Annotated in this window: 24 protein-coding genes and 1 pseudogene; 5 read left to right on the plus strand and 20 right to left on the minus strand. The window is 65.8% G+C overall.

The annotated features are described in order from the left end of the window. Positions 1–10 precede the first annotated feature (10 nt). Both ABV518_RS00635 and ABV518_RS00640 read left to right on the plus strand, forming a co-directional pair. A complete protein-coding gene (locus ABV518_RS00635) occupies positions 11–1,339 on the plus strand; it encodes a nicotinate phosphoribosyltransferase (RefSeq protein ID WP_367764923.1) in 1,329 nt (442 codons plus the stop codon). Then, positions 1,339–1,974 carry an isochorismatase family protein gene (locus tag ABV518_RS00640; RefSeq protein ID WP_367764924.1) on the plus strand — a complete coding sequence of 212 codons (636 nt, stop codon included), beginning with the start codon at positions 1,339–1,341 and terminating at the stop codon, positions 1,972–1,974. The genes ABV518_RS00635 and ABV518_RS00640 overlap by 1 nt, the downstream gene beginning before the upstream one ends. Before the next feature lie 82 nt (positions 1,975–2,056). Here the strand turns inward: ABV518_RS00640 and ABV518_RS00645 are convergent, their stop codons facing one another. The 8 genes from ABV518_RS00645 to ABV518_RS00680 all read right to left on the minus strand — a co-directional run bounded on the left by ABV518_RS00645 (position 2,057) and on the right by ABV518_RS00680 (position 11,387). Continuing rightward, positions 2,057–3,841 carry a DEAD/DEAH box helicase gene (locus tag ABV518_RS00645; protein WP_367764926.1) on the minus strand — a complete coding sequence of 595 codons (1,785 nt, stop codon included), beginning with the start codon at positions 3,839–3,841 and terminating at the stop codon, positions 2,057–2,059. Further along, positions 3,841–4,182 carry a DUF3039 domain-containing protein gene (locus ABV518_RS00650; RefSeq protein ID WP_056349372.1) on the minus strand — a complete coding sequence of 114 codons (342 nt, stop codon included), beginning with the start codon at positions 4,180–4,182 and terminating at the stop codon, positions 3,841–3,843. Before ABV518_RS00650 ends, ABV518_RS00645 begins: the two co-directional genes overlap by 1 nt. 67 nt (positions 4,183–4,249) lie before the next feature. Continuing rightward, positions 4,250–5,029 carry a glucosamine-6-phosphate deaminase gene (gene nagB, locus ABV518_RS00655; protein WP_367764928.1) on the minus strand — a complete coding sequence of 260 codons (780 nt, stop codon included), beginning with the start codon at positions 5,027–5,029 and terminating at the stop codon, positions 4,250–4,252. A 30-nt stretch (positions 5,030–5,059) separates the two neighbouring features. Continuing rightward, entirely contained in the window at positions 5,060–6,631 is a 1,572-nt protein-coding gene (locus ABV518_RS00660) for a transporter (RefSeq protein WP_367764930.1), read from the minus strand. Further along, positions 6,613–7,407 carry an ABC transporter ATP-binding protein gene (locus ABV518_RS00665; protein ID WP_367764931.1) on the minus strand — a complete coding sequence of 265 codons (795 nt, stop codon included), beginning with the start codon at positions 7,405–7,407 and terminating at the stop codon, positions 6,613–6,615. Before ABV518_RS00665 ends, ABV518_RS00660 begins: the two co-directional genes overlap by 19 nt. Positions 7,408–7,480: 73 nt before the next feature. Beyond that, positions 7,481–8,578 (minus strand): NADH:flavin oxidoreductase/NADH oxidase, encoded by a 1,098-nt coding sequence (locus ABV518_RS00670; protein ID WP_367764932.1) that lies wholly within the window; start codon positions 8,576–8,578, stop codon positions 7,481–7,483. Next, entirely contained in the window at positions 8,578–9,600 is a 1,023-nt protein-coding gene (locus ABV518_RS00675; RefSeq protein WP_367764933.1) for a co-chaperone YbbN, read from the minus strand. Before ABV518_RS00675 ends, ABV518_RS00670 begins: the two co-directional genes overlap by 1 nt. 71 nt (positions 9,601–9,671) lie before the next feature. Further along, entirely contained in the window at positions 9,672–11,387 is a 1,716-nt protein-coding gene (locus ABV518_RS00680) for a hypothetical protein (protein ID WP_367764935.1), read from the minus strand. Positions 11,388–11,653: 266 nt separating this feature from the next. On the opposite strand from ABV518_RS00680, the gene ABV518_RS00685 reads away from it, so the two are divergent. After that, the gene (locus tag ABV518_RS00685) at positions 11,654–12,886 is read left to right on the plus strand and encodes an AI-2E family transporter (protein ID WP_367765314.1); all 1,233 of its coding nucleotides are present in this window, start codon (positions 11,654–11,656) and stop codon (positions 12,884–12,886) included. Between the two features lie 9 nt (positions 12,887–12,895). Here ABV518_RS00685 and ABV518_RS00690 read toward each other — a convergent pair whose 3' ends face one another. Together ABV518_RS00690 and ABV518_RS00695 are read right to left on the minus strand one after the other, a co-directional pair. Continuing rightward, on the minus strand, positions 12,896–13,696 hold the full coding sequence (locus ABV518_RS00690) for an alpha/beta hydrolase (RefSeq protein WP_367764937.1): 801 nt from the start codon (positions 13,694–13,696) through the stop codon (positions 12,896–12,898). A gap of 67 nt (positions 13,697–13,763) precedes the next feature. Further along, positions 13,764–14,107 (minus strand): annotated as a pseudogene (locus ABV518_RS00695) (ATP/GTP-binding protein). Positions 14,108–14,144: 37 nt separating this feature from the next. Between ABV518_RS00695 and nucS the strand changes: the two are divergent. Continuing rightward, on the plus strand, positions 14,145–14,840 hold the full coding sequence (gene nucS, locus ABV518_RS00700; RefSeq protein ID WP_131131699.1) for an endonuclease NucS: 696 nt from the start codon (positions 14,145–14,147) through the stop codon (positions 14,838–14,840). Between the two features lie 291 nt (positions 14,841–15,131). Further along, positions 15,132–15,335 (plus strand): cold-shock protein, encoded by a 204-nt coding sequence (locus ABV518_RS00705; protein ID WP_011692441.1) that lies wholly within the window; start codon positions 15,132–15,134, stop codon positions 15,333–15,335. A gap of 173 nt (positions 15,336–15,508) precedes the next feature. Here the strand turns inward: ABV518_RS00705 and ABV518_RS00710 are convergent, their stop codons facing one another. From ABV518_RS00710 to atpE, 10 genes are all read right to left on the minus strand, one after another. After that, positions 15,509–18,070, minus strand: a complete 2,562-nt coding sequence (locus tag ABV518_RS00710; RefSeq protein WP_367764940.1) for a bifunctional lysylphosphatidylglycerol flippase/synthetase MprF — start codon at positions 18,068–18,070, stop codon at positions 15,509–15,511. Beyond that, complete coding sequence (locus ABV518_RS00715) at positions 18,067–19,377, minus strand: alpha/beta hydrolase (protein WP_367764942.1); 1,311 nt, start codon at positions 19,375–19,377, stop codon at positions 18,067–18,069. Before ABV518_RS00715 ends, ABV518_RS00710 begins: the two co-directional genes overlap by 4 nt. Positions 19,378–19,382: 5 nt before the next feature. After that, positions 19,383–19,814, minus strand: a complete 432-nt coding sequence (locus ABV518_RS00720; RefSeq protein ID WP_131131696.1) for a DUF2550 domain-containing protein — start codon at positions 19,812–19,814, stop codon at positions 19,383–19,385. Positions 19,815–19,824: 10 nt separating this feature from the next. Beyond that, positions 19,825–20,109: a F0F1 ATP synthase subunit epsilon gene (locus ABV518_RS00725; protein WP_131131695.1), complete on the minus strand. Its 285-nt coding sequence runs from the start codon at positions 20,107–20,109 to the stop codon at positions 19,825–19,827. 1 nt (position 20,110) lies between these two features. Beyond that, entirely contained in the window at positions 20,111–21,565 is a 1,455-nt protein-coding gene (atpD, locus tag ABV518_RS00730) for a F0F1 ATP synthase subunit beta (protein WP_131131694.1), read from the minus strand. Between the two features lie 84 nt (positions 21,566–21,649). Further along, on the minus strand, positions 21,650–22,540 hold the full coding sequence (locus tag ABV518_RS00735; protein WP_131131693.1) for a F0F1 ATP synthase subunit gamma: 891 nt from the start codon (positions 22,538–22,540) through the stop codon (positions 21,650–21,652). Between the two features lie 73 nt (positions 22,541–22,613). After that, the gene (gene atpA, locus ABV518_RS00740) at positions 22,614–24,251 is read right to left on the minus strand and encodes a F0F1 ATP synthase subunit alpha (RefSeq protein ID WP_131131902.1); all 1,638 of its coding nucleotides are present in this window, start codon (positions 24,249–24,251) and stop codon (positions 22,614–22,616) included. A gap of 83 nt (positions 24,252–24,334) precedes the next feature. Further along, positions 24,335–25,162: a F0F1 ATP synthase subunit delta gene (locus ABV518_RS00745; protein WP_367764946.1), complete on the minus strand. Its 828-nt coding sequence runs from the start codon at positions 25,160–25,162 to the stop codon at positions 24,335–24,337. Next, entirely contained in the window at positions 25,162–25,713 is a 552-nt protein-coding gene (locus ABV518_RS00750; RefSeq protein ID WP_131131689.1) for a F0F1 ATP synthase subunit B, read from the minus strand. The genes ABV518_RS00745 and ABV518_RS00750 overlap by 1 nt, the downstream gene beginning before the upstream one ends. 53 nt (positions 25,714–25,766) lie before the next feature. Continuing rightward, on the minus strand, positions 25,767–25,970 hold the full coding sequence (gene atpE / locus ABV518_RS00755; RefSeq protein ID WP_009356484.1) for an ATP synthase F0 subunit C: 204 nt from the start codon (positions 25,968–25,970) through the stop codon (positions 25,767–25,769). Positions 25,971–25,975: the final 5 nt, after the last annotated feature.

Below are 25,975 nucleotides of genomic sequence, written 5' to 3' on the forward strand. Positions count from 1 at the left end.
AGTGAATTTCGTGAGTACCTCTGCCGGCTGGGACCATCCCCGCACGTCCTTTTACACAGACCACTACGAACTGACCATGCTGCAGGCGTCGCTCCATTCGGGCGCCGCGCACCGCCGGTCGGTCTTTGAGGCCTTCGCACGGCGGCTGCCGGACGGCCGGAGGTACGGGATTGTGGCGGGCACGGGCAGGCTGCTGGAAGGCATCGCCGACTTCCGTTTCGGCGAGGCGGAGCTGGATTTCCTGGGCCGGACCGGCGTGGTCAACCAGGACACCCTCGATTACCTGGCGAACTACCGTTTCTCCGGAGACATCTGGGGCTACGCGGAGGGTGAGGCCTACTTCCCCAACTCCCCCATCCTGATCGTCGAGTCCACGTTCGCCGAAGCCTGCATGCTGGAGACCTACCTCCTCTCGGTCCTGAACCACGACAGCGCCATCGCGTCCGCAGCATCGCGGATGATCACGGCAGCCGGGAACCGGCCGTGCATCGAGATGGGCTCGCGGCGCACGCATGAGGAATCGGCAGCCGCCGCCGCCCGCGCCGCCGTCATCGCCGGGTTCGACAGCACCTCGAACCTGGAGGCCGGCATCCGCTACGGCATCAAGACAGTAGGCACGGCGGCGCATTCCTTCACACTCCTGCATGACACCGAGCGGGAAGCCTTCGAGGCGCAGATCGCCGCGCTGGGCCCGGGCACGTCGCTGCTGGTGGACACGTACGACGTCGAAGCGGCCGTCCGTGCCGCCGTCGAGCTGGCAGGGCCCCGGCTGGGTGCGGTGCGGCTTGATTCCGGCGACCTCGTCGCCCAGGCCCAGTGGGTCAGGCAACTGCTCGACGAACTCGGCAACGAGGACACCAAGATTGTGGTCACCTCGGACCTGGACGAATTCGCCATTGCCGCGCTGCAGTCCGCCCCCGTGGATTCGTACGGCGTAGGCACCTCCTTGGTCACCGGCTCAGGTGCACCTACCGCGAGCATGGTCTACAAGCTCGTCAGCCGGACCGATGACGACGGCAACTTCGTCTCCGTTGCGAAGGCCGCCAAGAACAAGACCAGCATGGGCGGGCGGAAGTACGCACTGCGGAAACTGAACGAACGCGGCGTCGCCACGCAGGAGATTGTGGGAATCGGCCACCGTCCCGAGGACGACGGCAACGACCGGCCGCTGCTGCAGCAGTTCATCAAGAACGGCGAACTCCTTCCCGGCTGGACCGGGCACGAAGGCGTGGTCCGCGCCCGCCAGCGGCACGCTGACTCCATGGCCGAACTCCCGCCGGTGGTCAACCGGCTCCAACGCGGCGAAGCCGCGATCCCCACGATCTACGAGGAGAACTGATGTCACGCGCCCTGATCATCGTCGACGTCCAGAACGATTTCTGCGAAGGCGGTACGCTCGCCGTGGCCGGCGGCGCGGACGTGGCAGCGGCCATCAGCGAATACGTTGATGCCCACCACCTCGAGTTCGACCACATCGTTGCCACCCAGGACTGGCACATTGATCCCGGCGCCCATTTCTCCGAAGAGCCCGACCACAAGGACAGCTGGCCGCCGCACTGCGTCGCGGGCAGCAAAGGCGCCGAACTGCATCCTGACCTGGACACCGAATACATCCAGGCCTACTTCCAGAAGGGCCAGTTCGCGGCCGCGTACTCGGGGTTCGAAGGCCTCCTGGCTCCCGAGGACGCCGTTCCCACCGGAGACCGCCAGCCCGGGACCCTCCCGGCCGGTGACCCCGAAGCGTACGCCGCGGCCGACGACGCCATCGGCCTTGATGACTGGCTGCAGAGCCATGACGTGGAGGACGTTGTGGTGGTGGGAATCGCCACGGACTACTGCGTGATGGCAACATCACTCGATGCTGTCCAGGCCGGCTATTCCGTCACCGTGATCCGCTCCCTCACCGCCGGCATCGCGGATGACCTTGACGATGCGGTGGCCGAAATGGAGCTCGGCGGCGTCGACGTCGCCTGATTGCAGGGCGCAAGACACCAGTGGCCCGGTGCTGAGCACCGGGCCACTGCCATTTTTCGTCACTGCCGTTTCCTGGCCGCCGCTATTTCCGGCCGATAAACCAGTCCTGGAGCTTCCGCAGCCTGGACTGCAGCTGCTCCTCGTTCGCCTGGGCCACCGGCGGGCCGCCGCAGACCGTCCGCAGCTTGGTGTGCACCACACCATGCGGGGTTCCGGTCCGCGCAGACCAGGCCGCCACGTTTTTGGCCAGTTCGTTGCGGAGGTCCATCAGCATCCGGTGATCCGGGATGGCCGGACCCGCAGGGGCCTGTTCAGCCGCCGGCGCGCGCCGGTTCTTCCGGTTGAGCTGGTCGTGCTGGCGCTGCCGGAGCAGGGTGCCCACCTGCTCCGCATCAAGGAGCCCGGGGATGCCCAGGAAGTCCAGCTCGTCCTCCGAGCCAACCTCTCCCCCGGTGCCGAACTCGCCGCCGTCGAACAGGACCCGGTCGAAGGAGGCCTGCGAATCGAGGGCCTCGAACTTGCCCTTCGTCAGGCTGTCCGACGCCTTGTCCTCCCGGTTGGCCTCGGCCATCAGGGAATCCTCGGGATTGAACAGGCCGTCGGCGTCCTCCTTCTCGGGGCGGTCCAGGGCGTGGTCGCGCTCGGCCTCCATCGAGTTGGCCAGCGCCATCAGCTGCGGCACGGACGGCAGGAACACCGAGGCGGTCTCGCCCCGCTTCCGGGCACGCACGAAGCGGCCCACCGCCTGGGCGAAGAACAGCGGCGTGGAGGTGGACGTCGCATACACGCCTACGGACAGCCGGGGCACGTCAACGCCTTCGGACACCATCCGGACGGCAACCATCCAGCGCTTCTCGCTCGCGGTGAATTCCTCGATCTTGCTGGAAGCCTTCGCGTCGTCGGACAGAATGACGGTGGGCGACTCGCCGGTGATCCGCTTCAGCTGCCCGGCATAGGCCCTGGCATCCTCGTGGTCGGTGGCGATGACCAGCCCGCCGGCGTCCGGAACCGTGCGGCGCACCTCGCTGAGGCGCTTGTCCGCGCCGGCAAGGACGGCCGGAATCCATTCACCGGCAGGGTTCAGCGCCGTCCGCCACGCGTGGGACGTGATGTCCTTCGTGACTGCGGCCTCGCCGAGCGAGGCCGCCATTTCCTCGCCGGCACTGGTGCGCCAGCGCATCTGGCCGGAGTACGCCATGAACATCACAGGACGCACCACATGGTCCCGCAGGGCGTTGCCGTAGCCATACGTGTAATCCGCCTTGGAACGCCGGATGCCGTCCTTGTCCTGGGCGTACTCCACAAACGGGATGGGCGACGTGTCCGAACGGAACGGCGTACCCGTCAGCGACAGCCGACGGGCCGCGGGATCAAACGCCTCGCGCAGGCCGTCGCCCCAGGACAGGGCCTCGCCGCCGTGGTGGATCTCGTCAAGGATCACCAGGGTGCGGGCGGCCTCCGTCTTGGCCCGGTGCAGCATGGGCTTGCTGGCAACCTGGGCGTACGTGACGGCCACGCCAACAAAACCGCGGCCGTGCTGGCCGTCGGAGTTCTTGAAGTTGGGGTCGATGGCGATGCCAACCTTGGCGGCCGCGTCTGCCCACTGCCGTTTCAGGTGGTCGGTGGGCGCCACGATCGTGACCCGGTTGACGGCCCCGGCCTCGATGAGCATCGACGCGACGCGCAGGGCGAAGGTGGTCTTACCGGCACCGGGGGTTGCTACTGCCAGGAAATCCCGGGGACCGGTGGTGAAGTAAAGGTCAAGGGCTTCCTGTTGCCAGGCACGGAGTTTCGGGGCGGTTCCCCAGGCTGCACGTTCCGGGTAAGCCGGAGGCAGGGTGGGGCCGCCAAAGAGCGTCTCCGTCACTACTTGTTGTTGCCCGAGTCCCCTCCGGGACCCTTGCCGCCGTCGTTGCCCGGGCGGAGGCCGTCATAAACCTCTTTGCACATGGGGCATACCGGGAACTTCTGCGGATCCCGGCCCGGCGTCCACACCTTGCCGCAGAGGGCAATGACGGGATCACCCGTCAGCGCGGATTCCATGATCTTTTCTTTGCGCACGTAGTGCGAGAAGCGCTCCCGGTCACCGGGCTCCACTTCCTGGCGCAGCTCTTCGCGCTCAATGGTGGCCGTGGACGTTCCAGCCCCGGAAAGCTCGCGCATCGGGTCGTTTTCGAGAGGGTCCGTCATGCTAGTCATGGCATCCATCTTAGCCTTTCCCGGACAGTGGCGTCCGACGGCGGGTGGACCGTTTCGCTTCTCACAGCCCCTTCGCCTACAGCCCCTGCCAGTCTGGTTTGTTGTCGTAGGTGTGCCGGTAGAAGTCGGCCAGTTTCAGCGACGACGCCGCCGCCTCATCCAGGAGGACGGTGGCGTGCGGGTGGAACTGCAGGACCGAGGCCGCGCAGATGGCAGAGACAGGCCCCTCCACAAAGTCGCGGACGGTCTGGGCTTTCTGGGCCCCGGTGGCGATCAGGATGACGTGCCGTGCTTCAAGGATGGTGCCCAGCCCCTGGGTGACCACGTGGTGCGGCACCTCCGCCAGGCTGTGGAAGAACCTCGCGTTGTCCCGGCGGGTCTGCTCGATGAGGCTCTTGATCCGGGTCCGGGACGCGAAGGACGAGCCGGGTTCGTTGAAGCCAATGTGGCCGTCCGTGCCGACGCCCAGGAGCTGCAGGTCCACTCCGCCGAGGGACCGCATCTGGTCCTCGTAGGCCTTGCATGCTGCCGGGATGTCCTCAGCGGCGCCGTCAGGGGTGTGCACGTTCTCCGGGAGGATGTTGACCCTGTTGGTGAACTCGCGCCTGATGACCTCACGGTAGGATTCCGGGTGCCCGGGCTCCAGCCCCACGTATTCGTCAAGCGCAAAAGCGTGCGCAGCGCTGAAGTCCAGCCCGCGCTCATGCCGTGCGGCGAGCTCGTCGTAGACGGGAAGCGGTGAGGATCCGGTGGCCAGCCCCAGCACCGCATGGGGTTTGCGGCGGAGCAGCGCTTCGACCGCATCGGCCGCGAGCGCTCCGATCTGCCTGTTGCCTGGGAGGATGACAACTTCCACTACCGGCCACCTTTCTGGCGTACTGCGGATCTAGCGGTTAACAGTCAGCTGGGCCAGCAGTTCCGGCCCGCGGGCGTCAAGCCATTTGCCGCCCAGCCTGACTCCGGCGCCAAACAGCGCGAGTCCCAGCATCAGGCCCACAGCCAGGTTGGTCCACCCGAATACAGGGTTTCCCGTGACAAGCTGCGCGATGAACAGTCCCACCTCGGGCAGGACCAGCAGGCTCAGGATCCCCATGCCGGCGAACTGCACCGCGAGTGTCTGGCCAACGTTGCCCGGGGGTTTCTTGAACGGGCTGTCGCCCGGCAGCGGCACGGCAACGGTGTAGCGCGCCGACACCACGGACGACAGTCCCAGGCCGGTGAACAGGATTCCCAGGCTGAGGCCCAGCTGGCCCGGCAGGGCGTCCCAGCTGCCCGTGAAGAAGCACTGGCCCACGGCGAAGATCAATACCACCGGCAGGGCGAAGGCGAGGCAGGCGAGAGCCCGTCCCAGGCGGTCGTCGGTGCCCTTCACCCCGGTTGCCAGGTGCAGGGCAAAAGCTGTGTTGTCGTAGGAGACATCCGCCGAGATCGACCAGGCCAGCAGGAACGCCGCCAGCGGCGCAGCGAAGGCCAGGGTCCCGTAGTCTCCGCTTTGGCTGCCCTGGAACACCAGCAGGATGGGCAGCAGCGGGACCACCACCAGGGAACCTGCATACCGTGGATCGCGGAGCCAGTAGATCAGTGCCCGCGCCGTCACGGCACCGGCGGGTGTGGCCGGCAGCAGGCCAAGCAGCCCCAGTTTTCCGCCCTTGCGGCTCCCGCTTCCGGCGTAGGGCGGATTAACCAGGGCCCGCTCCAGGAGCAGCTTCCAGCACCACCCAAGGCCGGCGAGGGTGGCCAGGGCGATGAGGAGTTTGACCGCGGCCTCGGCCGGCCGTCCGGCGGCGGCATCGCCGCCGAGGGACCACGCGGCCCCCAGGGGCGTCCAGGACAATGTGCCCGCCAGCTCCGGCAGGAAGCCCGTAGAGGCGGAAACACCCCGGCCCACACCGGCGACGATCGGACCCATCAGGACCAGCGGAACCATAAAGACGATGGCGCTGGCATCTTTGAACCGGCGCGACGCCGCGAGGCTGGCGGTTGCCGTGGTCACCACCCGGGAGAGCACGATGCAGCTCAGGACGCCGACGGCGGCACCCACCAGGGCGGCAACGGCCGGAAGGGGACCGCGGGCCCAGGTCCACACGGTGGCGAGTGCCACGAGCGCCGTGGCGATGCCGGGAATGCCAATCAGCCCGCCAAGGGCCAGCCCGGCCAGGAGCTGCCGCATGGGAATGGCGGAGGTGGTGAAACGCGCAGGGTCCAGGGTCATGTCCACAGCGGATGCGGCCACGGGGACGATGCCCCAGCCCAGGAGGGCCGCCGAACCGCCGAGCACTACTGCCGTCTGCGCCAGTTCAGGGTCAGCGCGGCGCAAGAGGACCAGGCCCACGACCAGTGCCCCCACGACGCCGAGCGCGTACAGCCCGCCGAAGGCCATGCCCACCAGCTGCCAGGGACTGCGCCGGAGTCCGTTGCGGAGCAGGGTCAGCTTCAGCCTCAGAAGGTGCGCAACCATTCCAGGCCTTCCGTGTGGTTGCGTCCGCCCACCAACTGGACAAACCTCTCCTCAAGCGAGGCCCCGGCCCGGACCTCATCCACGGTGCCGGCAGCGAGCAGCCGGCCTGCCGCAACGACGGCGACGTGGTCGCACATGCGCTGGACCAGGTCCATCACGTGGCTGGAGACGATGACCGTGCCGCCGGAGGCTACATAGCTGTCCAGGATGGCCCGGATGTTCGACGCCGAGACGGGATCCACGGATTCGAAGGGCTCGTCCAGCACCAGCAGCCGCGGCGCATGGATCAGGGCGGACGCGAGGGCGATTTTTTTGGTCATGCCTGCCGAATAGTCCACCACCAGCGTCCCTGCGTCCTGGCTGAGGTCCAGGGCCGACAGCAGCTCACCCACCCGGGCGGCCACCACGTCCCTGTCCATGCCCCGCAGCAGCCCGGCGTAGGTGACCAGCTGCTCGCCGGTGAGCCGGTCAAAGAGGCGGACACCGTCGGGGAGGATGCCCATCAGTTTCTTGGCCTCCAGCGGCCGGGCCCAGACGTCCACGCCATGGACCACTGCCGTGCCGAAGTCAGGCCTCAACAGTCCGGTGGCCATCGACAGGGTGGTGGTTTTGCCGGCGCCGTTGGGACCGACAATGCCAAAAAATGAGCCTGCCGGGACGTCGAGGCTGATGCCGTCCACGGCGATTTTTCCGCCGAAACGCTTGGCAAGCCCGCGGATGGACAGGGCAGGAACCGGGCCGGCGTGCGCCACCGGATCAGGATGCGGAGCAGTCATAAGGCCAGAGTAGACCCACGGCCCTGCCGGAGGGGTCCTCCCGCAGGAGTAGGGACAAAGGAGTACGGACGGCCTAGAACGAATGCCGCGGCACGGCACGTTCGTACTGCGGCGCCCAGGCCAGGTCATGGCCCAGTTCGAACGCCGCGCGCAGCCACCAGTGCGGATCGCGCAGCGCCGCGCGGGCGATGAACACTCCGTCGGCCTGGCCGGTGGCAACGGCGTGCTCTGCCTGCCCGGGGGAGGTCAGGAGGCCCACCGTTCCGGTGGGTATGCGGGCTTCGCGCCGGATCCGTGCCGAGAAGCCGGTCTGGTAGCCGGGGCCGGGCTGGATCTGCTGGTGCGCCACCGCTCCCCCGCTGGAGACGTCAATGAGGTCCACACCGTGTTCGTGGGCCTGCGCGGCCAGGCGTACGGAGGCCTCGATGTCGATCCCGCCCTCGGCCCAGTCAGTGGCGGAGATCCTCAGCAACAGCGGCATGGACTCGGGCATCACGTCACGGACGGCGTCAATCACGGCGAGCATCAGCCGGTTCCGTCCTGCCTCATCCCCGCCCCAGGCGTCGGTCCGGGTGTTGGTCAGCGGGCTTTGGAACTGGTGCAGCAGGTAACCGTGGGCGCCGTGCAGCTCGAGCGTGTCAAAGCCGGCCTCGACGGCCCGCACGGCCGCAGCGGCGAAGTCACTGATCACGTCCTGGATCTGTTCCCCGGTCATCGCGGCGGGCTCGGCGAAGCCGTCGAAGGCCGACGGCGACGGGCCCACCGTGGCCCAGCCGCCGTCGGACTGCGGCACACTGCCGTGCCGGCCCGAAAACGGCCAGTACGCGGATGCCTTCCGCCCTGCGTGGGCCAGCTGGGCGCCGATCTTCGGCGCCGCGGCACCATGGCGGTGCACAAAGGACGTGATCCGTTGCCAGGCCTCAGCCTGTTCGTCGTTGTACATCCCGGCATCCCGCGGGCTGATACGCCCCTCGGCGTTGACTGCCGCGGCTTCGGTGAGGATGAGTGCGGCGCCGCCGGCGGCGAACGAGCCCAGATGCATCAAGTGCCAGTCGTTCGGCACACCCGGGGCGCCGTCGGGTCCGCAGCTGTACTGGCACATGGGTGATACCCAGCCGCGGTGCGTCAGCTCCAGGGAGCGCAGCTTCAGCGGCCGGAACAGTGCCGGCACTAAAACAGCACCCGTGCCAGGTTCTGCCGGGCCTTCGCGACGCGGCCGTCGGAGGTGCCCACCACGTCGAAAAGTTCCAGCAGGCGGACACGGGCTGTTTCCCGCTCCGGGCCGAAGTTCCTGCCGATAAAGGTGACCACGCGGTTAAGGCCGTCTTCCACGTGGCCGCCGGCGACGTCCAGGTCCGCAACGGCGAGCTGCGCCTCAAGGTTGTCCGGCTCATCGGCAGCCCGGGTCCGCAGTGCCTCGGTCTCCTGGGCGGACAGCGGCTGGAGCCTGGCCATCAGCTCCACCTGGGCCAGGCCGGCCTTGGCTTCGGCATCGGCGGGCATCTCCAGCAAGGCCTGGCGGTAGGCGGCTGCCGCGGCCTGGTAATCGCCTTCCTCGATGGCGTCGAAGGCCGCCTGGTGCAGCGGCGGCAGCGGCGCCGGTTCGGTGTCAGCGGGTGCCCCGCCGCCGAGGCTTCCGGTGACGCCGTTGGCTGCCGCGACCTTCAGCAGTTCATCGAGCAGGGCCCGCACCTGTGCCTCGTCCGCCCCGCCCTGGAAGAGCGGGACCGGCTGGCCCTTGACCACGGCAACGGCGGTGGGAACTGCCTGCACCTGGAAGGCCTGCGCGAGCTGCGGGAAGGCGTCGATGTCCGCGGCGCCCAGCACCAGGCGTCCGCCGTAGCTGTTGACCACGCGTTCGAGTGTGTCCAGCATTCCGGCGGATTCCGGTGAATAGGCGGCCCACAAGGCGAAGACCACCGGCACCTGGGCGGAGAGCTCCACCAGTTCCTGGAAGTTGCCTTCCGTGACGTTGACCCGCAGCGGAGCGTGGCCGGCGTCGGCGGTTCCGGCAGGGGCCCCCTCGCCGGGAACCGGGGGGCTGGCGGGCGCGTTGGGCGCACTTCCGGGCGCGTTGCCGGGAACGGGGGCCGGCGCCTGGCGCTGTTTCAGGGCTGACAGGTCGACGGCGCCTCGCAGGTTAAGCAGGCTGGCAGCGGCTGGAGGGACTGGGCGGGAAGCTGGCGAACTCATGCTTTCCACTCTAGCCACTCCGGCCGCTGCCGGGGGTAATGCACAGGCGGGCCGGTAGCCCGGCCGCCTGCCTACTTGAAGCTTGCTCCGACCAGTCCGCGGGTTGCGGCGACGAGCTTGATGGGGTCCGTTGAGCCGGCCGGCGGGATGTAGACGGCCATCGACTCGGCAAAGTTCAGCACCATGCCGGTGGTGGTTTCCTTGCCGCCGGCGAGCGCAGCTGCGTCGTCACCGATGGTGAGCTTGTCGCCGGACGCCTTGGGCGTACCGTCGAACCCGAAGTTCAGGCGGCCCAGGACCAGCGCACCGCCGTCCGCCGTGCGGAACACCACGGTGCTTTCCGGAACAACCTTGTGCGTGAACGAGAAGTTGCCGTTCTCGCCGGACTTGACCACTTCAGCCTGGTAGGAGAGTGTGTCGGCGATGTACGGCGAGGACTCCCCCTCCACCAGCTTGTCCTTGAAGCTCGAGTCCGCGGAGGTGAGGCGGTCCGCCAGGCCGGCGAGGGCCTCCTCGCCGCTGTAGAGCAGGCCCGTCTTGTCGTTGGCGGCCAGGGTTTCCGTTCCGCCCCTTTCGATGGACGGGAAGGTAGTGCCCGGCTGCAGCGGGGTGGTCTCCACGAGTTTGTAGTTATCACGTGGTGTCAGCTGTACCAGGGTCAGGAGCTGGGGCACGACGTTGCCGTCGCCCTGGGTGACGGCCAGAACGTGGCGCGGCCACTCCCGCTGGCTGGTGACCACGGTGGTGAGCAGCTTGGTGGAGCGGACGGGCATCCGGGCCTCGTAGGCACCGACCTGGGAGCGGATCTTGTAGTTCTGGGTCCGCACTTCAAGTTCGGTTCCTGCCAGACGCTCGGTCAGCTTGGCGGCGTCCTTGGCCGCATCGCCGGCGTCGGCGGCGCTGGAGACCTGCTCCAGGATCCGGCGGAACTGCGCGTCCAGGAGGACGGGAGAGGACGGAGCGGCGCCTTCGGAGGCGGACGCGCTGGGTTCCGTCGTCGGAGCGGGGGTAGTGGTTGCGTTGGCGGCAACGCCGGTACCGGCCACGACGGCTGCCGTGACGGCGGCGGTAACCATGCCGGCGCTCACCATGCCCAGGCGGGTGGAGGAACGGCTCTCCGCACGGGCGCGGGCGCGCTTGGCGAAGAGGCTGCCCTCTCCGGTGCCGTCGCCGTTCCGGGTGCGGGCTGAAAGGACCGCCAGCGCAATGCCGGCAAGAATCAGCAGGCCGCCGATGACCATCAGCGGGATGGCCCAGGGCGTGGCCGTGTCATTCGGGAACGTCATGGACACCTCGCCCGGAGCAGCCTTGGTGCCGTCGGAGGCCAGCAGCAGCGACCATTCACCGTCCGCTGGCGGGGTCCAGGAGTAGTCCAGCTCGCCGCTGGCGTTCTCGGTGGACACCCAAAGGTCAGAACCCGCAGGGCTGGGGGCCGTCGCTTCACCGTCGGCATGTTCCACCTGGAGGGACTTGTTGTCTTCGGAGACCCCCGTGACGGTGTTGTGGGCAGTCTGGCCCACCCACGCGTCCACGTCGTCCGGACGGCCGGCAGCAAGGATGAAGTTGCCCTCACCCTTGATGTTGATCTTTACCGTGCCGCCGTGGAGCGTGCGAAGGTTCTGGTCAATGACGGTCAGCGGCGCCTCGGCGGCATCTGTGGGTACCGAAGCCGTAAAGGTCTCGGAGGGAGCCCAGATGGTCTTCTGGCCGATACCGGCCAGAAGGGTCAGGAGGCCGAGCAGCACGAGTGCGACTGCAGTCTTGAAACGCAAAGAATCACCTATCATCAGCGGGGGTTTACTTTCAATAGTAACCGTTTTGTTACCAATAGCTCAGTCGGGGGCCTTCCGCCGGCGGTTCCGGCTCCCCGTCGCGGGCAGCCCTCCCGGCTGTTGACAAGGCTGCTGATAGTGTTTGCGATGATCATCACACCGGCCCGCAGCCGCGGCGCCACGCACGGAACAGGCCCCAAGAAGCAGTGACTGACAAGACGGACGAATCCCCCGCGGGACATGAAACTCCACCGGCCATACCCGCCCAGCAGAGCGGAGCTTTGGAGCCCGTTCCGGCCCGGCGTTCGGGGGCCGCAGCTGCGCTGGGGTCCGTGATACGCCGGCTCCGCCAGCCGCTGCCCGGCGCCCAGCCGCGGCTCCGTTTTGAAATGCCGCCCGAGTACTCCCAGCAGGACGAGGCGCCCGACGCCGATTCCACGCTGACGCCGCCCCAGTTTGGCCAGCCCGGGCCGCGGATCTCGCCGCAGCACCCCCTCTACCTGGGCTTTATGGGCACGGTCGGCGTAGGCCTGGCGCTGCTGGTCTACTGGATCGGTTCCAACACCACGCAGCTTCTGCTCTGGATCGTTGCGGCGCTGTTCATCGCCCTTGGCCTGGACCCCGTGGTGGGCTGGCTGGAGGGACGGAAGATTCCCCGCCCGGCGGGCATCCTCGTTTCGGTGAGCGTACTGGTCACCGCCGTGGTGGGATTCTTCGCCACCCTGATCCCCACGATCGTTGAGCAGGTGACTCAGATCGTTGAGCAGGCACCGGTGTGGGTGCGTGACTTTATCGATTCGGACTTCTTCCGCAGCGTGGATGACCAGTTCGGCGTCCGCGACCGCATTGAGGATGAACTGAATAAGTTCGTCAACAACCCCGAGGCCATGAGCGGCATCTTCGGCGGAGTGGTGGGCTTCGGCTCCACCGTGGCCAACGGGCTGTTCGGCACGCTGATTGTCCTGGTTCTCAGCCTGTACTTCCTCGCGGCCCTGCCGGCGATGAAGAAATGGGGCTACCGGCTGGCGCCCCGGTCGCGCCGTCCCCGGGTGGAGGCCCTGTCCGAGGAAATCACCCGGTCCGTGGGCAACTACGTCATCGGCCAGGCGTGCGTCGCACTGCTGAACGCCACCTTCGCGTTTGTGGTGATGTCCATCCTGGGCATCCCCTTTGCCGTCCTGCTCGCGTTTGTGGTGGCGCTGCTGGCATTCATCCCGCTGGTGGGCGGGATGATCGCTGCAATCGTGGTGCTTCTCGTGTCGCTGACGGAGGGCTGGCAGACGGCCGCCATCTACGCGATCTGCTACTTCGCCTACCTGCAGTTCGAGGCGTACTTCATCTCGCCGCGCATCATGCAGAAGGCCGTGGCTGTTCCCGGGGCGGTGGCCGTTATTTCCGTGATTGCCGGTGGCAGCCTGCTCGGCATCCTGGGCGCACTGATTGCCATTCCCACGGCCGCCGCCATCCTGCTGCTGCTCAAGGAGATCTATATCGTCCGCCAGGACAAGCACTAGGCAACAGCCTCAGGCGGCCGCAGTGGCCAGCGGGCCGTCCCATTCCTGGGGCAGTCCCTCCGGACCTGAACCTGCCTCCGTTACCTCATCCACGATTTCGTTGAGCACCCGTGCGGCGTACTTCTCGCCCACCCAAAGGTGCTTGGCGCCGTCGACCCCTACGACACGTGCCTGCGGAACAATCCGGAACCGGTCCGCGGCAGCCTCTGGCCGCAGATAATCGTCGTGTTCGGGAACCAGCACCGCCAGCGGTTTGCCGCTCTCCGCCCATACGCCGAGGTGGGCATCCGTGGCCCGGTGCAGCGGCGGGGACAGCAGCACGGCACCTTCCACGCTCGAAGCCACCGGCTCCACGGCACCGTACATGAGCGCGAGCTCGGTGCCGAAGGACCAGCCCACCAGCCAGCGGTTGGGCAATTGGCGCTCGACGGCGAAGCGGACCGCGGCCTCCACGTCGTACCGCTCGCCGATTCCCTCCTCGAAGGCCCCGTCGCTGGTCCCCCGGGGAGAGGAGGTCCCGCGGGTATTGAACCGCAGCACGGCCACGCCCGCCAGCGCCGGAAGCCGGTAGGACGCCTTCCGGTACACGTGCGAATCCATGAATCCGCCGTGCGTGGGCAGCGGGTGCAGGGTGATCAGGGTCGCCGTGATCTTTCCCGATTCGGGGAGCGCCAGCTCGCCCACCAGGGTGTGGCCGTCCGCGGTGCGCAGTTCCACGTTCTCCCGCCTCGCGGGGAGGACGGTGGAGGCACGGATCGCTGCGGGTCCATCAGGCTGGGTGAATTCGTACGACGCCGGATCAAAAGTCATGCCTGCCAGCTTAGCGACTTTGCGCGGCCGGGATTTGTCCGCTGCCGGCCTGCCGCCGCAAGGCCCCTCAGCGGTAGCGGTAGCTGCGCGACATCCAGCAGTTCGTGTGCCAGTGCCGGCGTTCTGCCAGGCCGGCGGCCGCCCCGAACAGGTGGTCGTCCTTCCACACCACGAGGTGCGCAATGCCGGGCAGGACGGCCGTAGAGCAGCCGGGGCAGATGTACGTCTTTTCCGCGTTTTCGCCGTCATGGTCCGGACCATCCAGTCACCGTCGGGCGCGGTTTCGCGGCGGGCAATGCCCGCCCGGGCCCGCTCCAGGTCGAGCTCAGGGACGTCGCCGTTTCCCTTCCTGCCTGCAGCTGTGCCCGGTTTTCCGGAAGCAGGGCGGCGGGGGCGGTTGGAACGCGGCATGCCTCCATTCTGCCCCAGCCCCGGTAGTGTGTACGGCGTGCGACTTGTGATAGCCCGATGCTCCGTTGATTATGTTGGCCGGCTCAAAGCCCATCTCCCCCTTGCCACCAGGCTCCTGCTGGTCAAGGCTGACGGGTCTGTGCTGGTCCACTCCGACGGCGGCTCCTACAAGCCGCTGAACTGGATGAGCCCGCCGGCCACTCTCCGGGTATCCTCCCCGGACGATGTCGACCTCGAACTCGGGGTCACAGAACAGTGGACTGTCCAGTCCGCCAAGACCGATGACCGGCTCATCATCAACATCCACGAGCACCTCCACGAGTCCTCCCACGACCTCGGCGTGGACCCGGGCCTGATCAAGGACGGCGTCGAGGCGGACCTCCAGCGCCTGCTCGCCGACCAGATCGAAACCCTCGGCTCGGGCTTTTCGCTGATCCGGCGGGAGTATTTCACCGCCATCGGCCCGGTGGACATCCTGGCCCGCGACGCCAGCGGCGCCACGGTTGCCATCGAGCTGAAGCGCCGCGGCGACATCGACGGCGTGGAGCAGCTCACCCGGTACCTCGAACTCCTGAACCGGGACCCCCTGCTGGCCCCGGTCCGGGGCATCTTCGCCGCGCAGCAGATCAAGCCGCAGGCCAAGGTCCTGGCCAATGACCGCGGCATCGACTGCGTCACCCTGGACTACGACGCCATGCGCGGTGTGGACGACAGCGAATCCCGGCTTTTCTAGGCCCTCCACGACGGGAATTTGCCGCGCCGCGGTGCCGGCAAGGGCGTTAACGCTTCTTTTACCCAAAATTTATCGGATTGGCTGTCTGGACCGTTGACCTGAGGGTAGGCGCATGAAATTCTTATATGAGTCTTTGTGTAGGTGTTTTTCATGCTCGCAAGACATGTTGCGAGCGCGAAGCTCCTGCAGGGCCGGTTCCCAGGAACGGGCAATCCAGGATTCTTCTCGCGGAGTGACCAAGGCCAGCACGAGGTGTGCTGGACTTAAAAGTTCCATTATGAGGAGAAATAAATGGCACAGGGAACCGTCAAGTGGTTCAACGCTGAAAAGGGCTTCGGCTTCATCACCCCGGATGACTCCGATGGCGATGTCTTCGTTCACTACTCCGAGATCCAGACCGGTGGCTTCAAGACCCTCGACGAGAACCAGCGCGTTCAGTTCGAAATCGGTCAGGGCGCCAAGGGTCCCCAGGCTACCGGCGTCACGCTGGTCTAGTCCCTCGCCAGCCGGCCGCACCTGTGCGGCCCCTGCGAATTAATGATCCCCGGCATTATTGCCGGGGATCATTTTTTGTTGTGCCGGAAATGCGAATTAGCAGGAACAGCCCTTAGCGCATTCATTCAGGAATTATCTGTCACTAACGTTTTCGCTGCCGGAATGGCGGCTTGTCAGTTCACCAGTTCCCGCAGAAGCCGGGCACCCTGCCGCAGGGACAGCCCCGGGAGGTAGGCCCGGGTGAGCGCCCGGCCGATGGCGGGCAGTTGCAGGGGGTCCTGGTAGTAGAGGTACAGGGTGCGGTACTCCGGCTTGAACCGTGATTTGAAGGCGGCCAGTGAGCGGAAGCCGTAGACGGGCTCCAGAGCGTGGCCCACAACGTCCAGGATGCGCACCAGGTTTTCCGCCGGAACCGGTCCTTCCTGTCCGTCGTCAACGCCGTCCTCCTGTTCGTCCTCCGGGTGCCGTGCCAGCGGCGATCCGGACAGCGAGATAACCTCCACCGACTTCCTCAGTTCCAGCACCGCGGAGGCGATCAGGAATTCCATGACCCCGGGGAAACCTCCGGCACCCCGGCGCATGACGTCCAGTGTGCGGCTGACCAGCTTCCCGCCGTCGTATACGGGAAGCCAGCTGGTCACACCGTGCACCGTGCCCTCCCCGTCGACGGCGAGGCAGCACAGCACCCCGTCGTCCATCAGCTCATCCAGCCCGCCGAGGGTGAAGCCCATTTCGGGGACGGATTTTCCGGCCGCCCACTCCTCCGACACTTCGCTGAGCTGGCCACGCAATGCTTGCGGCAGGCCGTGATAGGTTCCCCAGACAGCAGTGACTCCCATTTTGGCTGCTCGGTTGAGCGCCGTCCGCACGTTCTGCCATTCCTTGCCGCGGAACTCCAGTTCCCGCACCGCCAGCCGCGTTTCCTGGGCGACCGCCACACGGTGGAAGCCCCGGTCCTGCAGGAGCGGCCAGAGGCTGGAATCGCAGGAATAGAATGCCGGAATCAGGGCGTGCCGGCTGCAGTGGGCCAGGAACCCCTCGGCCACTCCCCCACGCGACACCGACGCCCCGAAGGGGCCTGCCAGGGTGAGTGCCACGCTGCCGTGCTGCTGGTACGCCACGGCTCCCCGGAGGTCAGGACTGAACCAGTACATGTTCGGTTCCCACAGCGCCATCCAGGACAGGGAATCTCCGCCCTCATGCAGCAGGCGTCGCACAGCAGTCCTGTCAGCCGTGCCCGCGTCGCTGTGGTGGTGGCGTCCCAGGAGGACAAACCAGACGCCCGCCAGTGCGATGACCCAAAATACAGGGCCGGAGTAGGCGAAGATGAAGGATTCGATGCTATTGCGGTCGGCGAAAACCCTGCGGTAGAGGTTGGGGATCGGGATGGGCAGGTACTGCCGGGACAGTTCCGCCAGCAGTCCCAGCGGACCGCCGTCGCGCGTCAGTCCGCCCGCGCCAAGCCACGCCAGGCTGTAGGCGCCGGCCAGCAGCACCCAGGCACCGCCCAGGACGAGGAACAGTGTCCGGCGCGCGGCGGGCACGGTCTCCACCCTGAACTGCCTCCGGTTGAACCACAACAGGGCGGTCAGCAGCAGCGGAACCGCCACCAAGGGCAGGATGTGCGCGAATCCGGACCCCATCGCCGCGGTGTGCGGCCGCGACGGATAGTGCGGGATCAGCGCGAACAGCGCCAAGTAGACCGCGGCCAGTGCCGTGACAGCCAGCTGGATTGCCAGCGTGATGCGCAGGGCGGCCTGCCGTCCGCGGCGCATGCCGTCGGCACAGATGAGCAGCAGGATCACAGGCACAATCGCCACTGCCAGTCCCAGCGGCCCGGCGAAACCCTGCCGGCCGGCCTCGAGGCAGGACGCCTCCACCGTGGCACCGCAGTTGAATTCCAGCTGGCCCAGCGTGGGCAACGGATTCAGCACCACGTCGCGCAGCAACGCAAGCGGACCTGTCGGCGTCCTGGCAACGGCGGTGACGATGGGTCCGACCGCGAAAATAGCCACCATCAGGGCCAGGAGGTTACGCGTTTCCCGGCCCGTGGACCGGTGCCGGTGGAGATTGCCGTGCTCACCCTGGATCCACCAGCCGGCCAGGAGGCCAAGCAGCGCGCCCAGCAGGCCGATGACAGTCTCCGGATGGCCCACGTACAGGACCAGCATCAGCGACACCGACAGCAGGGCGGTGCGCAGCCTTCGCTGCCACAGGACGGGCAGCCGGCCGCTGCCCGCGAGCCCGACAGCCAGCACAGCGGCATACGGGCCGATCAGGCCGTAGTCCACCATCAGGCCCAGCCAGCCGTCGCCTGCGTATCCGGCCACCTGCGTGATCAGGAGGAACAGGGTCACTGCACCGAACTGGCCGGCGGCAAAGAAGGCGGCAGTCTGCAGCGCACCGAGTTTCCGCTCCGCCAGTCCCAGCAGCACGAGGATCATCAGTGACGCGGTCAGGTAGGCCAGCGGGTTGGTGGCAAAAAACATCGACGTAAACAGCGACCACCACATGCCTGATCTCAGCCCCGGACCGCTGACACTGGCGATGTCCAGCATGCTTTCAGGCGGACCGGCAAGGTAGCTTCCGGTGACGGCGCCGGTCAGGAGGAAGACCCCAAGGACCGCCAGCGTGAAGGGAATGGAGATGAGCCGCGCTTTGGTACGCCGCCACGCCGGCCTGACAACGGTGGCCCAGGCGAGCGTGGCTGTGCGCACATCCTGTCCGGTCTTCACTGCTGGATTCCCCAGCGTGCAGCAAGGAAAGCCAGCCCCTCCTCCATTCCGCGGGACGGTGTGTCCCACGAGTGGCCGGCATGCTGGACCTGTGTGGCTTCAACAGTGAAGCCCGCTTTCCTGGCTGCGTCGGCGAGGGTCGCCATGTATCCAACAAATTCGGGGTCCCGCTCCCCTGCCGCAAAGTACACGGCGCTGGAATCGAACCGCTGCTGGTTCATCCTGGACAGCGGGGTTTCGAGTTCAAACGCAGCCGTATCGCCCGCGTACGCCGCGTCGATGGTTTTTTGCCGCTCCTTGGCAAGGGCCGGTTCAAGTTCGCTGGAGAAGGCCAGCACCGAACTGTAGATGTCCGGGTGGCGGGTTCCCATTTGCAGGGCGCACGTTGCTCCGAAGGAGAATCCGCCGGCCGCCCACTGCGTGTGGCTGGGGTCCACATCGAGGGTTGCGTTGATCCACGCCGGCACGTCCACGGCCAGATATGTATCCGCCTGCGCTATCCGGCTGTCCAGGCACAGCGTGTTTGCTGACTGGGTTCCGTTGGGATCCGCCACCACAACAACCGGTGCAACACCGCCATGGCTGGACGCGAACTCATCCATGCGTGTCCGCAGCGCGCCGCCAGTGAGCCAGTCGGAGGGGCCGCCGGGCTGTCCCGAGAAAAGGACCAGGACCGGCAGTGCGGGACGGTTTGCGGCGAAATAGGCCGGCGGCAGGTAGATGTATGCCTCACGCGTTGACAGTTCGGAGGCCGGACCGGGGATGGTCGCCTTCCGCAGGGCCCCTTCGCCGGGCAGCTGCCCCTGCGGGGTCCAGCCTTGCAGGGAAACCGGAGCGGGGCCGCCGGCCTGGCGCATCAGTCCGGGCTCCAGCGGCTGGATTCTGGCCAGCGCAGTGCCCATGAGCTCGCTGACAGTCCGGTTGAGGCCAAAGTAGGCGTTGATCTGGACTGCCGAGAGCAGCAGCACCAGCAGGAAGGCCGTGGTTCCGGCGCTCCGCTGGCCAACAGTGGACCGCGGCAGGCGGAGCAGTAACAGGATGAGGGCGGCGACGGCCGGAACTGACCACAGCAGAACGTCGTCCGGAAGATCCTCCGGAAAGGTCGAAAAGACATCAATTAAGGCCCAGTGCACCAGGCCGATCACAGCAATGCCCCCTGCAACGGACACCAGGACTGACAGCCACCATGGCCGCGGACCGGCGGTGGCGGGCCGCCACAGCAGGTAAAGGGCCGCTGCCGCCCCCAATACGCAGGCGGTCCAGAATACCGGTCCGTCCGTCAGCCGGACATCAGCTAGGAAGTCCACGTCGGCTAGCGCCAGGTCCCCACACCGATGACCGGTCCGGCTTCAAGCCACGAGGAGAGTCCGGTGTAGGCGTCGAACTTCATAGCCAGCCTGAGGTCCTGGCCCTCGTAGCGCAGCTCCACAATAACGACGTCGGGCTGGACCTTAACGGCTTCTGCTTCCGTCGGCTTGCGGCGGCCCAGCAGTTCCAGGGAACTCCGCTTGAACTTATGCTTGGGACGGACGCTCAGGGAGAGCAGCCGGAACCACTCGAGGTCGTTGTCCTGGTAACGACAAACCCCCATCTGCCAGCTGTTTCCAGCTACGCAAATGGAGGCGTCCACCGTGCCCAGGGCGCGCCGCAGGTTGAAGCGGCGCACCCCGGAAAGACACAGTGCAAATATCAGCAATCCAAAAGCGATTGCCATGGCGATGAACGGAAGACTCGGTGCGTCCATCAAGGTCGTGCTAGCGGATCCCAGCAGTAGCCGCGTCACCCAGCTGGGCGTTGTCAGCAACAATAACCACGCGGTTGTTGTCGACGGAGAAGAATCCGCCGTCAACAACTACGGCAATGCGGTCACCGGAAACCGGCTGGATCGCCAGTTCACCTTCGGCCAGGATCGCCAGCAGGGGCGAGTGGCCGGGCAGGATTCCGATCTCACCATCGCTGGTGCGGGCCTTGACCATCGTGGCCGCTCCGGACCAGATGAACCGGTCCGCTGCGACAATCTCAACCTCAAGCTCAGCCATATTACTTGGTCTGTTCCTGGATCTTGGCCCACTGGCGCTCAACGTCATCGAGGCCGCCGACGTTGAAGAACGCCTGCTCTGCGATGTGGTCGAGCTCGCCGTCGCAGATCGCGGTGAAGCCTTCAACGGTGTCCTTGATGGAAACCGTGGAGCCCTCGACGCCGGTGAACTGCTTGGCGGTGTAGGTGTTCTGGGACAGGAACTGCTGGATGCGGCGTGCACGCGACACGACGATCTTGTCCTCTTCCGAGAGTTCGTCAACGCCGAGGATGGCGATGATGTCCTGGAGTTCCTTGTTCTTCTGCAGGATCTGCTTCACACGGACAGCCGTGTTGTAGTGATCCTTGCCGATGTACTGGGGGTCCAGGATTCGGGAGGTCGACGTCAGCGGGTCAACGGCCGGGTACAGACCACGGGAGGCGATTTCACGGGAAAGTTCCGTGGTCGCGTCGAGGTGTGCGAAGGTCGTGGCCGGAGCCGGGTCGGTGTAGTCATCGGCGGGAACGTAGATGGCCTGCATCGAGGTGATGGAGTGGCCCTTGGTGGACGTAATGCGCTCCTGGAGGAGGCCCATTTCATCTGCCAGGTTGGGCTGGTAGCCCACGGCCGAAGGCATGCGGCCGAGGAGGGTGGAAACCTCGGAACCTGCCTGCGTGAAGCGGAAGATGTTGTCGATGAAGAGCAGCACGTCCTGGTTCTGCACATCGCGGAAATACTCCGCCATGGTCAGTGCGGACAGTGCCACGCGCAGACGCGTTCCAGGCGGCTCATCCATCTGGCCGAATACAAGGGCGGTGTCCTTGAGGACGCCTGCCTCTTCCATTTCAACCCAGAGGTCGTTGCCTTCACGGGTACGCTCGCCGACACCGGCGAATACCGAAGTACCACCGAAGTTGCGGGCAACACGGGTGATCATTTCCTGGATCAGAACGGTCTTGCCCACGCCGGCGCCGCCGAAGAGGCCGATCTTTCCACCCTTGATGTACGGGGTGAGAAGGTCGATCACCTTGATGCCGGTCTCCAGCATCTCGGTGGAGCCTTCCAGCGTTGCGAAGGCCGGAGCCTTGCGGTGGATCGGCCAGCGTTCGCTGATGTTCAGTTCCGACTCTTCGACGTCCAGCGGCTGGCCGAGGACGTTGAAGATGTGGCCCTTGACGCCGTCGCCAACGGGCACGGAGATGGGGGCGCCGCTGTCCACCACTGACGTGCCGCGGACGAGTCCGTCGGTAGCCTGCAGGGAGATGGCGCGGACGAGGTTGTCACCCAGGTGCTGGGAAGTCTCGAACGTGATGGTCTTGGTGACACCGTTGAGGGTGATCACCGTAGACAGGGCGTTGTAAATCGACGGGATTGCGTCAGCCGGGAATTCGACGTCGACAACCGGGCCAATAACACGTGCAATACGGCCGGTGGCACCGGACGTTGCGGCTACGTGTTCGGTAGCAGTGGCAGTCATCTCTCTCACTTCACTCAGTAGATGGCGTGGGGTTAAGTTTATCTGTTGTGGTGCAGGTCCCGCGGGAACCGAAAATGCCGAAGGCTAGGACGCGAGGGCGTCGGCGCCGGCAACGATTTCGGAAAGCTCCTGCGTGATCTCGGCCTGGCGGGCCGTGTTGCGCAGACGCGTGTACTTCTTGATCAGGTCCGTCGCGTTGTCGCCGGCGGACTTCATCGCCCGCTGGCGTGCAGCAAGCTCGGAAGCTGCTGCCTGCAACATGGCTGCGAAGATACGGGATTCGATGTAGCGCGGCAGCAGGGCATCGAGGACCTGCTCCGTTTCCGGTTCGAACTCGTACAGCGGCAGGAGCTCCGATTCCGAAGCGGCCTGCTCTTCCACGACCTCGAGCGGGAGCAGGCGGATGACCGTCGGCTCCTGGGTGACCATGGACTTGAAGCGGGTGTAAACAACGTGGATTTCGTCCACGCCGCCCTCTTCGTAGGCCGTTGCGAAGTCCGTCAGCAGCGCTTCTCCGACTTCGCGCGCGGTGGCGAATTCAGGGGCGTCCGTGCCGCCGGTCCAGACCCGCGCGTACTCGCGGTTCCGGAAATCGTAGTACGCCTGGCCCTTACGGCCGACGAGGTAGGTCTTGACTTCCTTGCCTTCAGCGTGGAGCAGCTCGTTGAGACCTTCCGCCTGCTTGAGCACACTCGCCGAGTAGGAACCTGCCAGGCCACGGTCCGAGGTAATTACCAGGACTGCGGCACGGCGGATCTGCTCCGGCTCAGTGGTCAGCGGGTGGTCGATTTCGCTTTGGCTGGCGACAGCAGAAACGGCGCGCGTGATGGCGTTCGCGTAAGGCAGTGAAGCTGCTACGCGCGCACGGGCCTTGCCGATGCGCGAGGTAGCGATCAGTTCCATCGCCTTGAAGATCTTGCGCATCGACGTCGTCGAGCTGATCTTCTGGCGGTAGACCCGGATCTGGGCTCCCATACTTATCCTTTCCTAAGATTCCGAAGACCGGGTGCGCCGGACCCAGGGGGTCCGGCGCACCCGTCCAGCGGAACTAGCGCTTCTGCTTGACGATTTTTTCCTGGTCGACTTCGGCACCGGAGATAGCATCGTGCTCCTCGTGGCCGGCACCTACCAGGTGGTTGTCACCCTCGCCGAAGAAGCCCTTTTTGAAGTCCACGATCGCGGTCTTCAGTGCTTCTGCGGTGTCGTCGTCCAGCACGTTGGTCTGAGCCAGCGTGGTGAGGATCGAGGACTTGTGCTTGAGGTGCTCCAGGAACTCGGACTCGAAGCGGCTGATGTCTTCAACCGGAACGTCGTCGAGGTAGCCCTTGGTACCTGCCCAGATGGACACAACCTGGTCCTCGACCGGGAACGGCGAGTACTGGCCCTGCTTGAGCAGTTCCATCAGGCGGGCACCACGGGTCAGCTGCTGGCGTGAAGCCGCATCCAGGTCCGAGGCGAACATGGCGAATGCCTGCATGTCGCGGTACTGGGCCAGGTCCAGCTTCAACGTACCGGAGACCTTCTTCATGGACTTGACCTGGGCGGCGCCACCAACGCGGGACACCGACACACCAACGTCAACAGCGGGACGCTGGTTGGCGTTGAAGAGGTCCGACTGGAGGAAGATCTGACCGTCGGTGATCGAGATCACGTTGGTCGGGATGTACGCGGAAACGTCGTTTGCCTTGGTCTCAACGATCGGCAGACCGGTCATCGAGCCGGCCCCGAGTTCGTCGGAGAGCTTTGCACAACGCTCCAGCAGGCGGGAGTGCAAGTAGAAGACGTCGCCCGGGTAGGCTTCTCGTCCCGGCGGGCGGCGCAGCAGCAGCGACACTGCACGGTAGGCTTCGGCCTGCTTGGACAGGTCATCGAAGATCACCAGAACGTGCTTGCCGCCGTACATCCAGTGCTGGCCGATGGCCGAACCGGCGTAGGGAGCCAAGTACTTGAAGCCGGCGGGGTCGGACGCCGGAGACGCCACGATGGTGGTGTACTCCAGTGCGCCGTGGTCCTCAAGGGTCTGCCGGACGGCTGCGATGGTGGAAGCCTTCTGGCCAACACCGACGTAGACGCAGCGGACCTGCTTGGTGACATCCCCGGAAGCCCAGTTGGCCTTCTGGTTGATGATCGTGTCAACGGCGATGGCCGTCTTGCCGGTCTGGCGGTCACCAATGATGAGCTGACGCTGGCCGCGGCCGATCGGGATCATGGCGTCGATGGCCTTGAGTCCGGTCTGCATCGGTTCGTGGACCGACTTGCGCTGGGTCACGCCGGGTGCCTGAAGTTCAAGCGCACGGGTGGTCTCAGCCTTGATCTCGCCGAGGTCATCGATCGGCTGGCCCAGCGGGTCAACAACGCGTCCGAGGAACGCGTCGCCCACCGGCACGGACAGGATCTCACCAGTGCGGTGAACTTCCTGGCCTTCTTCGATGCCAGTGAAGTCACCGAGGATGATGACACCGATTTCGCGGACGTCAAGGTTCTGGGCGAGGCCCAGGGTGCCGTCCTCGAAGCGAAGCAGCTCGTTCGCCATGACCGAGGGAAGGCCCTCAACACGGGCGATGCCGTCACTTGCGGCGGTTACGCGGCCAACCTCTACGCGTTCTGCGTTTCCGGGTTCGTAGGACGCCGCGAACTCGTTCAACGCATTACGGACGTCGTCGGCGTTGATGGTCAATTCGGCCATCTGCAGTCCCTGCTCTCCTGTTTTCGTGATCATCGTTGCTCACGATGACCGGGGTTTCTATCAGTTAAGTTGTGCTTGTCCGGCTAGCCGGCCAGTTGGCGGTGAAGCTGGCCCAGACGGGAGGCAACGGAAGCGTCCAGCACTTCGTCGCCCACCTGGACACGGATTCCACCGATCAGTGCAGGGTCAACGCTGAGGTTGACCTTGAGCTCGCGACCATACAGGGAGTTGAGCCCTGCCTGGAGGCGGCTGAACTGCGTCTCCGTCAAAGGACGGGTGACGCTGACCGTTGCAATCCAGCGCTGCTGCCGCTTGGCCGCCAGCTCGGCGAACCGGGCCACAAGCCTGGTCGGCTTGAGGCCGCGGGGCTGGGAGACTGCCTGGCCGATGAGGACTTTGGCTGCCTCGCTTGCGCCAGGAACCAGCCTCTCCGTGAGGGTGGTCTTTGCAGCACCGCTTGCCTGTGGTTCGGACAGAGCACGTTGTACCTCGTGGCTGGAGGCAACGGCCTGGTTGAAGGAGAACAGATCGTTCTCCAGCTCTTCCAGCCCAGAGATTCCGGAGGCAGAAACGGCCGACTTGTTTTCAGCGACGGCGATGACCACCGTTGCGGCAAGAGTCTCGAGTGCATCGCCGATATCTCGTGCCGATGCCCAGCGCAAACTGGCCAGTCCGCCCGCGATATCCGCAGCATCAGCGGAGACTTTCCCGCCAACCAGCTGCTTGACCAGCGCCGACTTTTCGTCACCGCTGCGGGACGGGTCAGTCAGGGCGCGGCGCAAGCCAGCCGAGCTGTCCACCGTTCCCAGGATTCCGAAGAGTTCCTTAGCCAGCTGCAGCGAGGCGGTGGGAAGCTTGGCTTCCAACGCGGTCAGTGCTGTGGCCAGCGATTCGCTCGATATACCTGCCATTACTGAGCTGCACCTGCGTTCTGGTTCTCCAGATCTGCCAGGAAGCGGTCAACAACGCGGGCCGAACGCTCGTCATCGGTGAGTGCTTCACCAACAATGCGTCCTGCCAGGGTGGTGGCCAGCGTGCCCACCTCGGAGCGCAGGGACACAACAGCGGCCTGGCGCTCCGATTCGATCTGCACGTGCGCCTGCGCGGTGATGCGGGCGGACTCTGCAGCCGCCTTTTCCTTCAGATCAGCGAGGATCTGAGCGCCTTCGGCACGGGCTTCCTCGCGGATGCGGTTGGCTTCGGCGCGGGCGTCGTTCAGCTGCTGCTTGTATTCCTCGAGTGCAGCGGAGGCCTCAGCCTGGGCCTTTTCAGCTTTGGCGATGCCACCTTCGATGGCCTCGGCACGCTCTGCGAAAGTCTTCTCGAACATCGGGACAATGAACTTGACCACGATGTACATGAGGACAGCAAAGCCGACGAGGACGACGCCCATTTCCCAGACATTGGGCATCAGAGGGCTGGTTGCGCCCTCTGTGGCGGCTGAGATGATCAGCTGATTCATAATTCACCCGTCCTTATCTACTCGGTTCTGGATGTTCGCTTGGTTCGTCAGACTTAGAGAACGAAAGCGAAGACCAGGCCGAGGATGGCGAGGGCTTCAGTCAGCGCGAGGCCGAGGAATGCGATCGGCTGCAGGACGCGCTGTGCTTCCGGCTGGCGTGCGACGCCGTTGATGTAGGCAGCGAACACGAGACCAACACCGATACCACCGCCGATTGCGGACAGACCGTAACCTACGAGGTTGAGATTGCCTTCCATTTTAT

The sequence above is a fragment of the Arthrobacter sp. HS15c genome (assembly GCF_040812005.1).
In the GTDB taxonomy this organism is placed as follows: Bacteria; Actinomycetota; Actinomycetes; order Actinomycetales; family Micrococcaceae; genus Arthrobacter.

Coding starts and splice junctions, on each gene's coding strand:
- ABV518_RS00640 (WP_367764924.1), top strand. CDS start 1,339: ATGTCACGCGCCCTGATCATCGTCGACGTCCAGAACGATTTCTGCGAA.
- ABV518_RS00705 (WP_011692441.1), top strand. CDS start 15,132: ATGGCACAGGGAACCGTCAAGTGGTTCAACGCTGAAAAGGGCTTCGGC.
- ABV518_RS00665 (WP_367764931.1), bottom strand. CDS start 7,407: ATGACTGCTCCGCATCCTGATCCGGTGGCGCACGCCGGCCCGGTTCCT.
- ABV518_RS00720 (WP_131131696.1), bottom strand. CDS start 19,814: ATGGACGCACCGAGTCTTCCGTTCATCGCCATGGCAATCGCTTTTGGA.
- ABV518_RS00735 (WP_131131693.1), bottom strand. CDS start 22,540: ATGGGAGCCCAGATCCGGGTCTACCGCCAGAAGATCAGCTCGACGACG.
- ABV518_RS00750 (WP_131131689.1), bottom strand. CDS start 25,713: ATGAATCAGCTGATCATCTCAGCCGCCACAGAGGGCGCAACCAGCCCT.
- ABV518_RS00690 (WP_367764937.1), bottom strand. CDS start 13,696: ATGACTTTTGATCCGGCGTCGTACGAATTCACCCAGCCTGATGGACCC.
- atpE (WP_009356484.1), bottom strand. CDS start 25,970: ATGGAAGGCAATCTCAACCTCGTAGGTTACGGTCTGTCCGCAATCGGC.
- atpA (WP_131131902.1), bottom strand. CDS start 24,251: ATGGCCGAATTGACCATCAACGCCGACGACGTCCGTAATGCGTTGAAC.
- ABV518_RS00745 (WP_367764946.1), bottom strand. CDS start 25,162: ATGGCAGGTATATCGAGCGAATCGCTGGCCACAGCACTGACCGCGTTG.
- ABV518_RS00650 (WP_056349372.1), bottom strand. CDS start 4,182: ATGGATGCCATGACTAGCATGACGGACCCTCTCGAAAACGACCCGATG.
- atpD (WP_131131694.1), bottom strand. CDS start 21,565: ATGACTGCCACTGCTACCGAACACGTAGCCGCAACGTCCGGTGCCACC.
- ABV518_RS00680 (WP_367764935.1), bottom strand. CDS start 11,387: ATGATAGGTGATTCTTTGCGTTTCAAGACTGCAGTCGCACTCGTGCTG.
- ABV518_RS00725 (WP_131131695.1), bottom strand. CDS start 20,109: ATGGCTGAGCTTGAGGTTGAGATTGTCGCAGCGGACCGGTTCATCTGG.
- ABV518_RS00675 (WP_367764933.1), bottom strand. CDS start 9,600: ATGAGTTCGCCAGCTTCCCGCCCAGTCCCTCCAGCCGCTGCCAGCCTG.
- ABV518_RS00660 (WP_367764930.1), bottom strand. CDS start 6,631: ATGGTTGCGCACCTTCTGAGGCTGAAGCTGACCCTGCTCCGCAACGGA.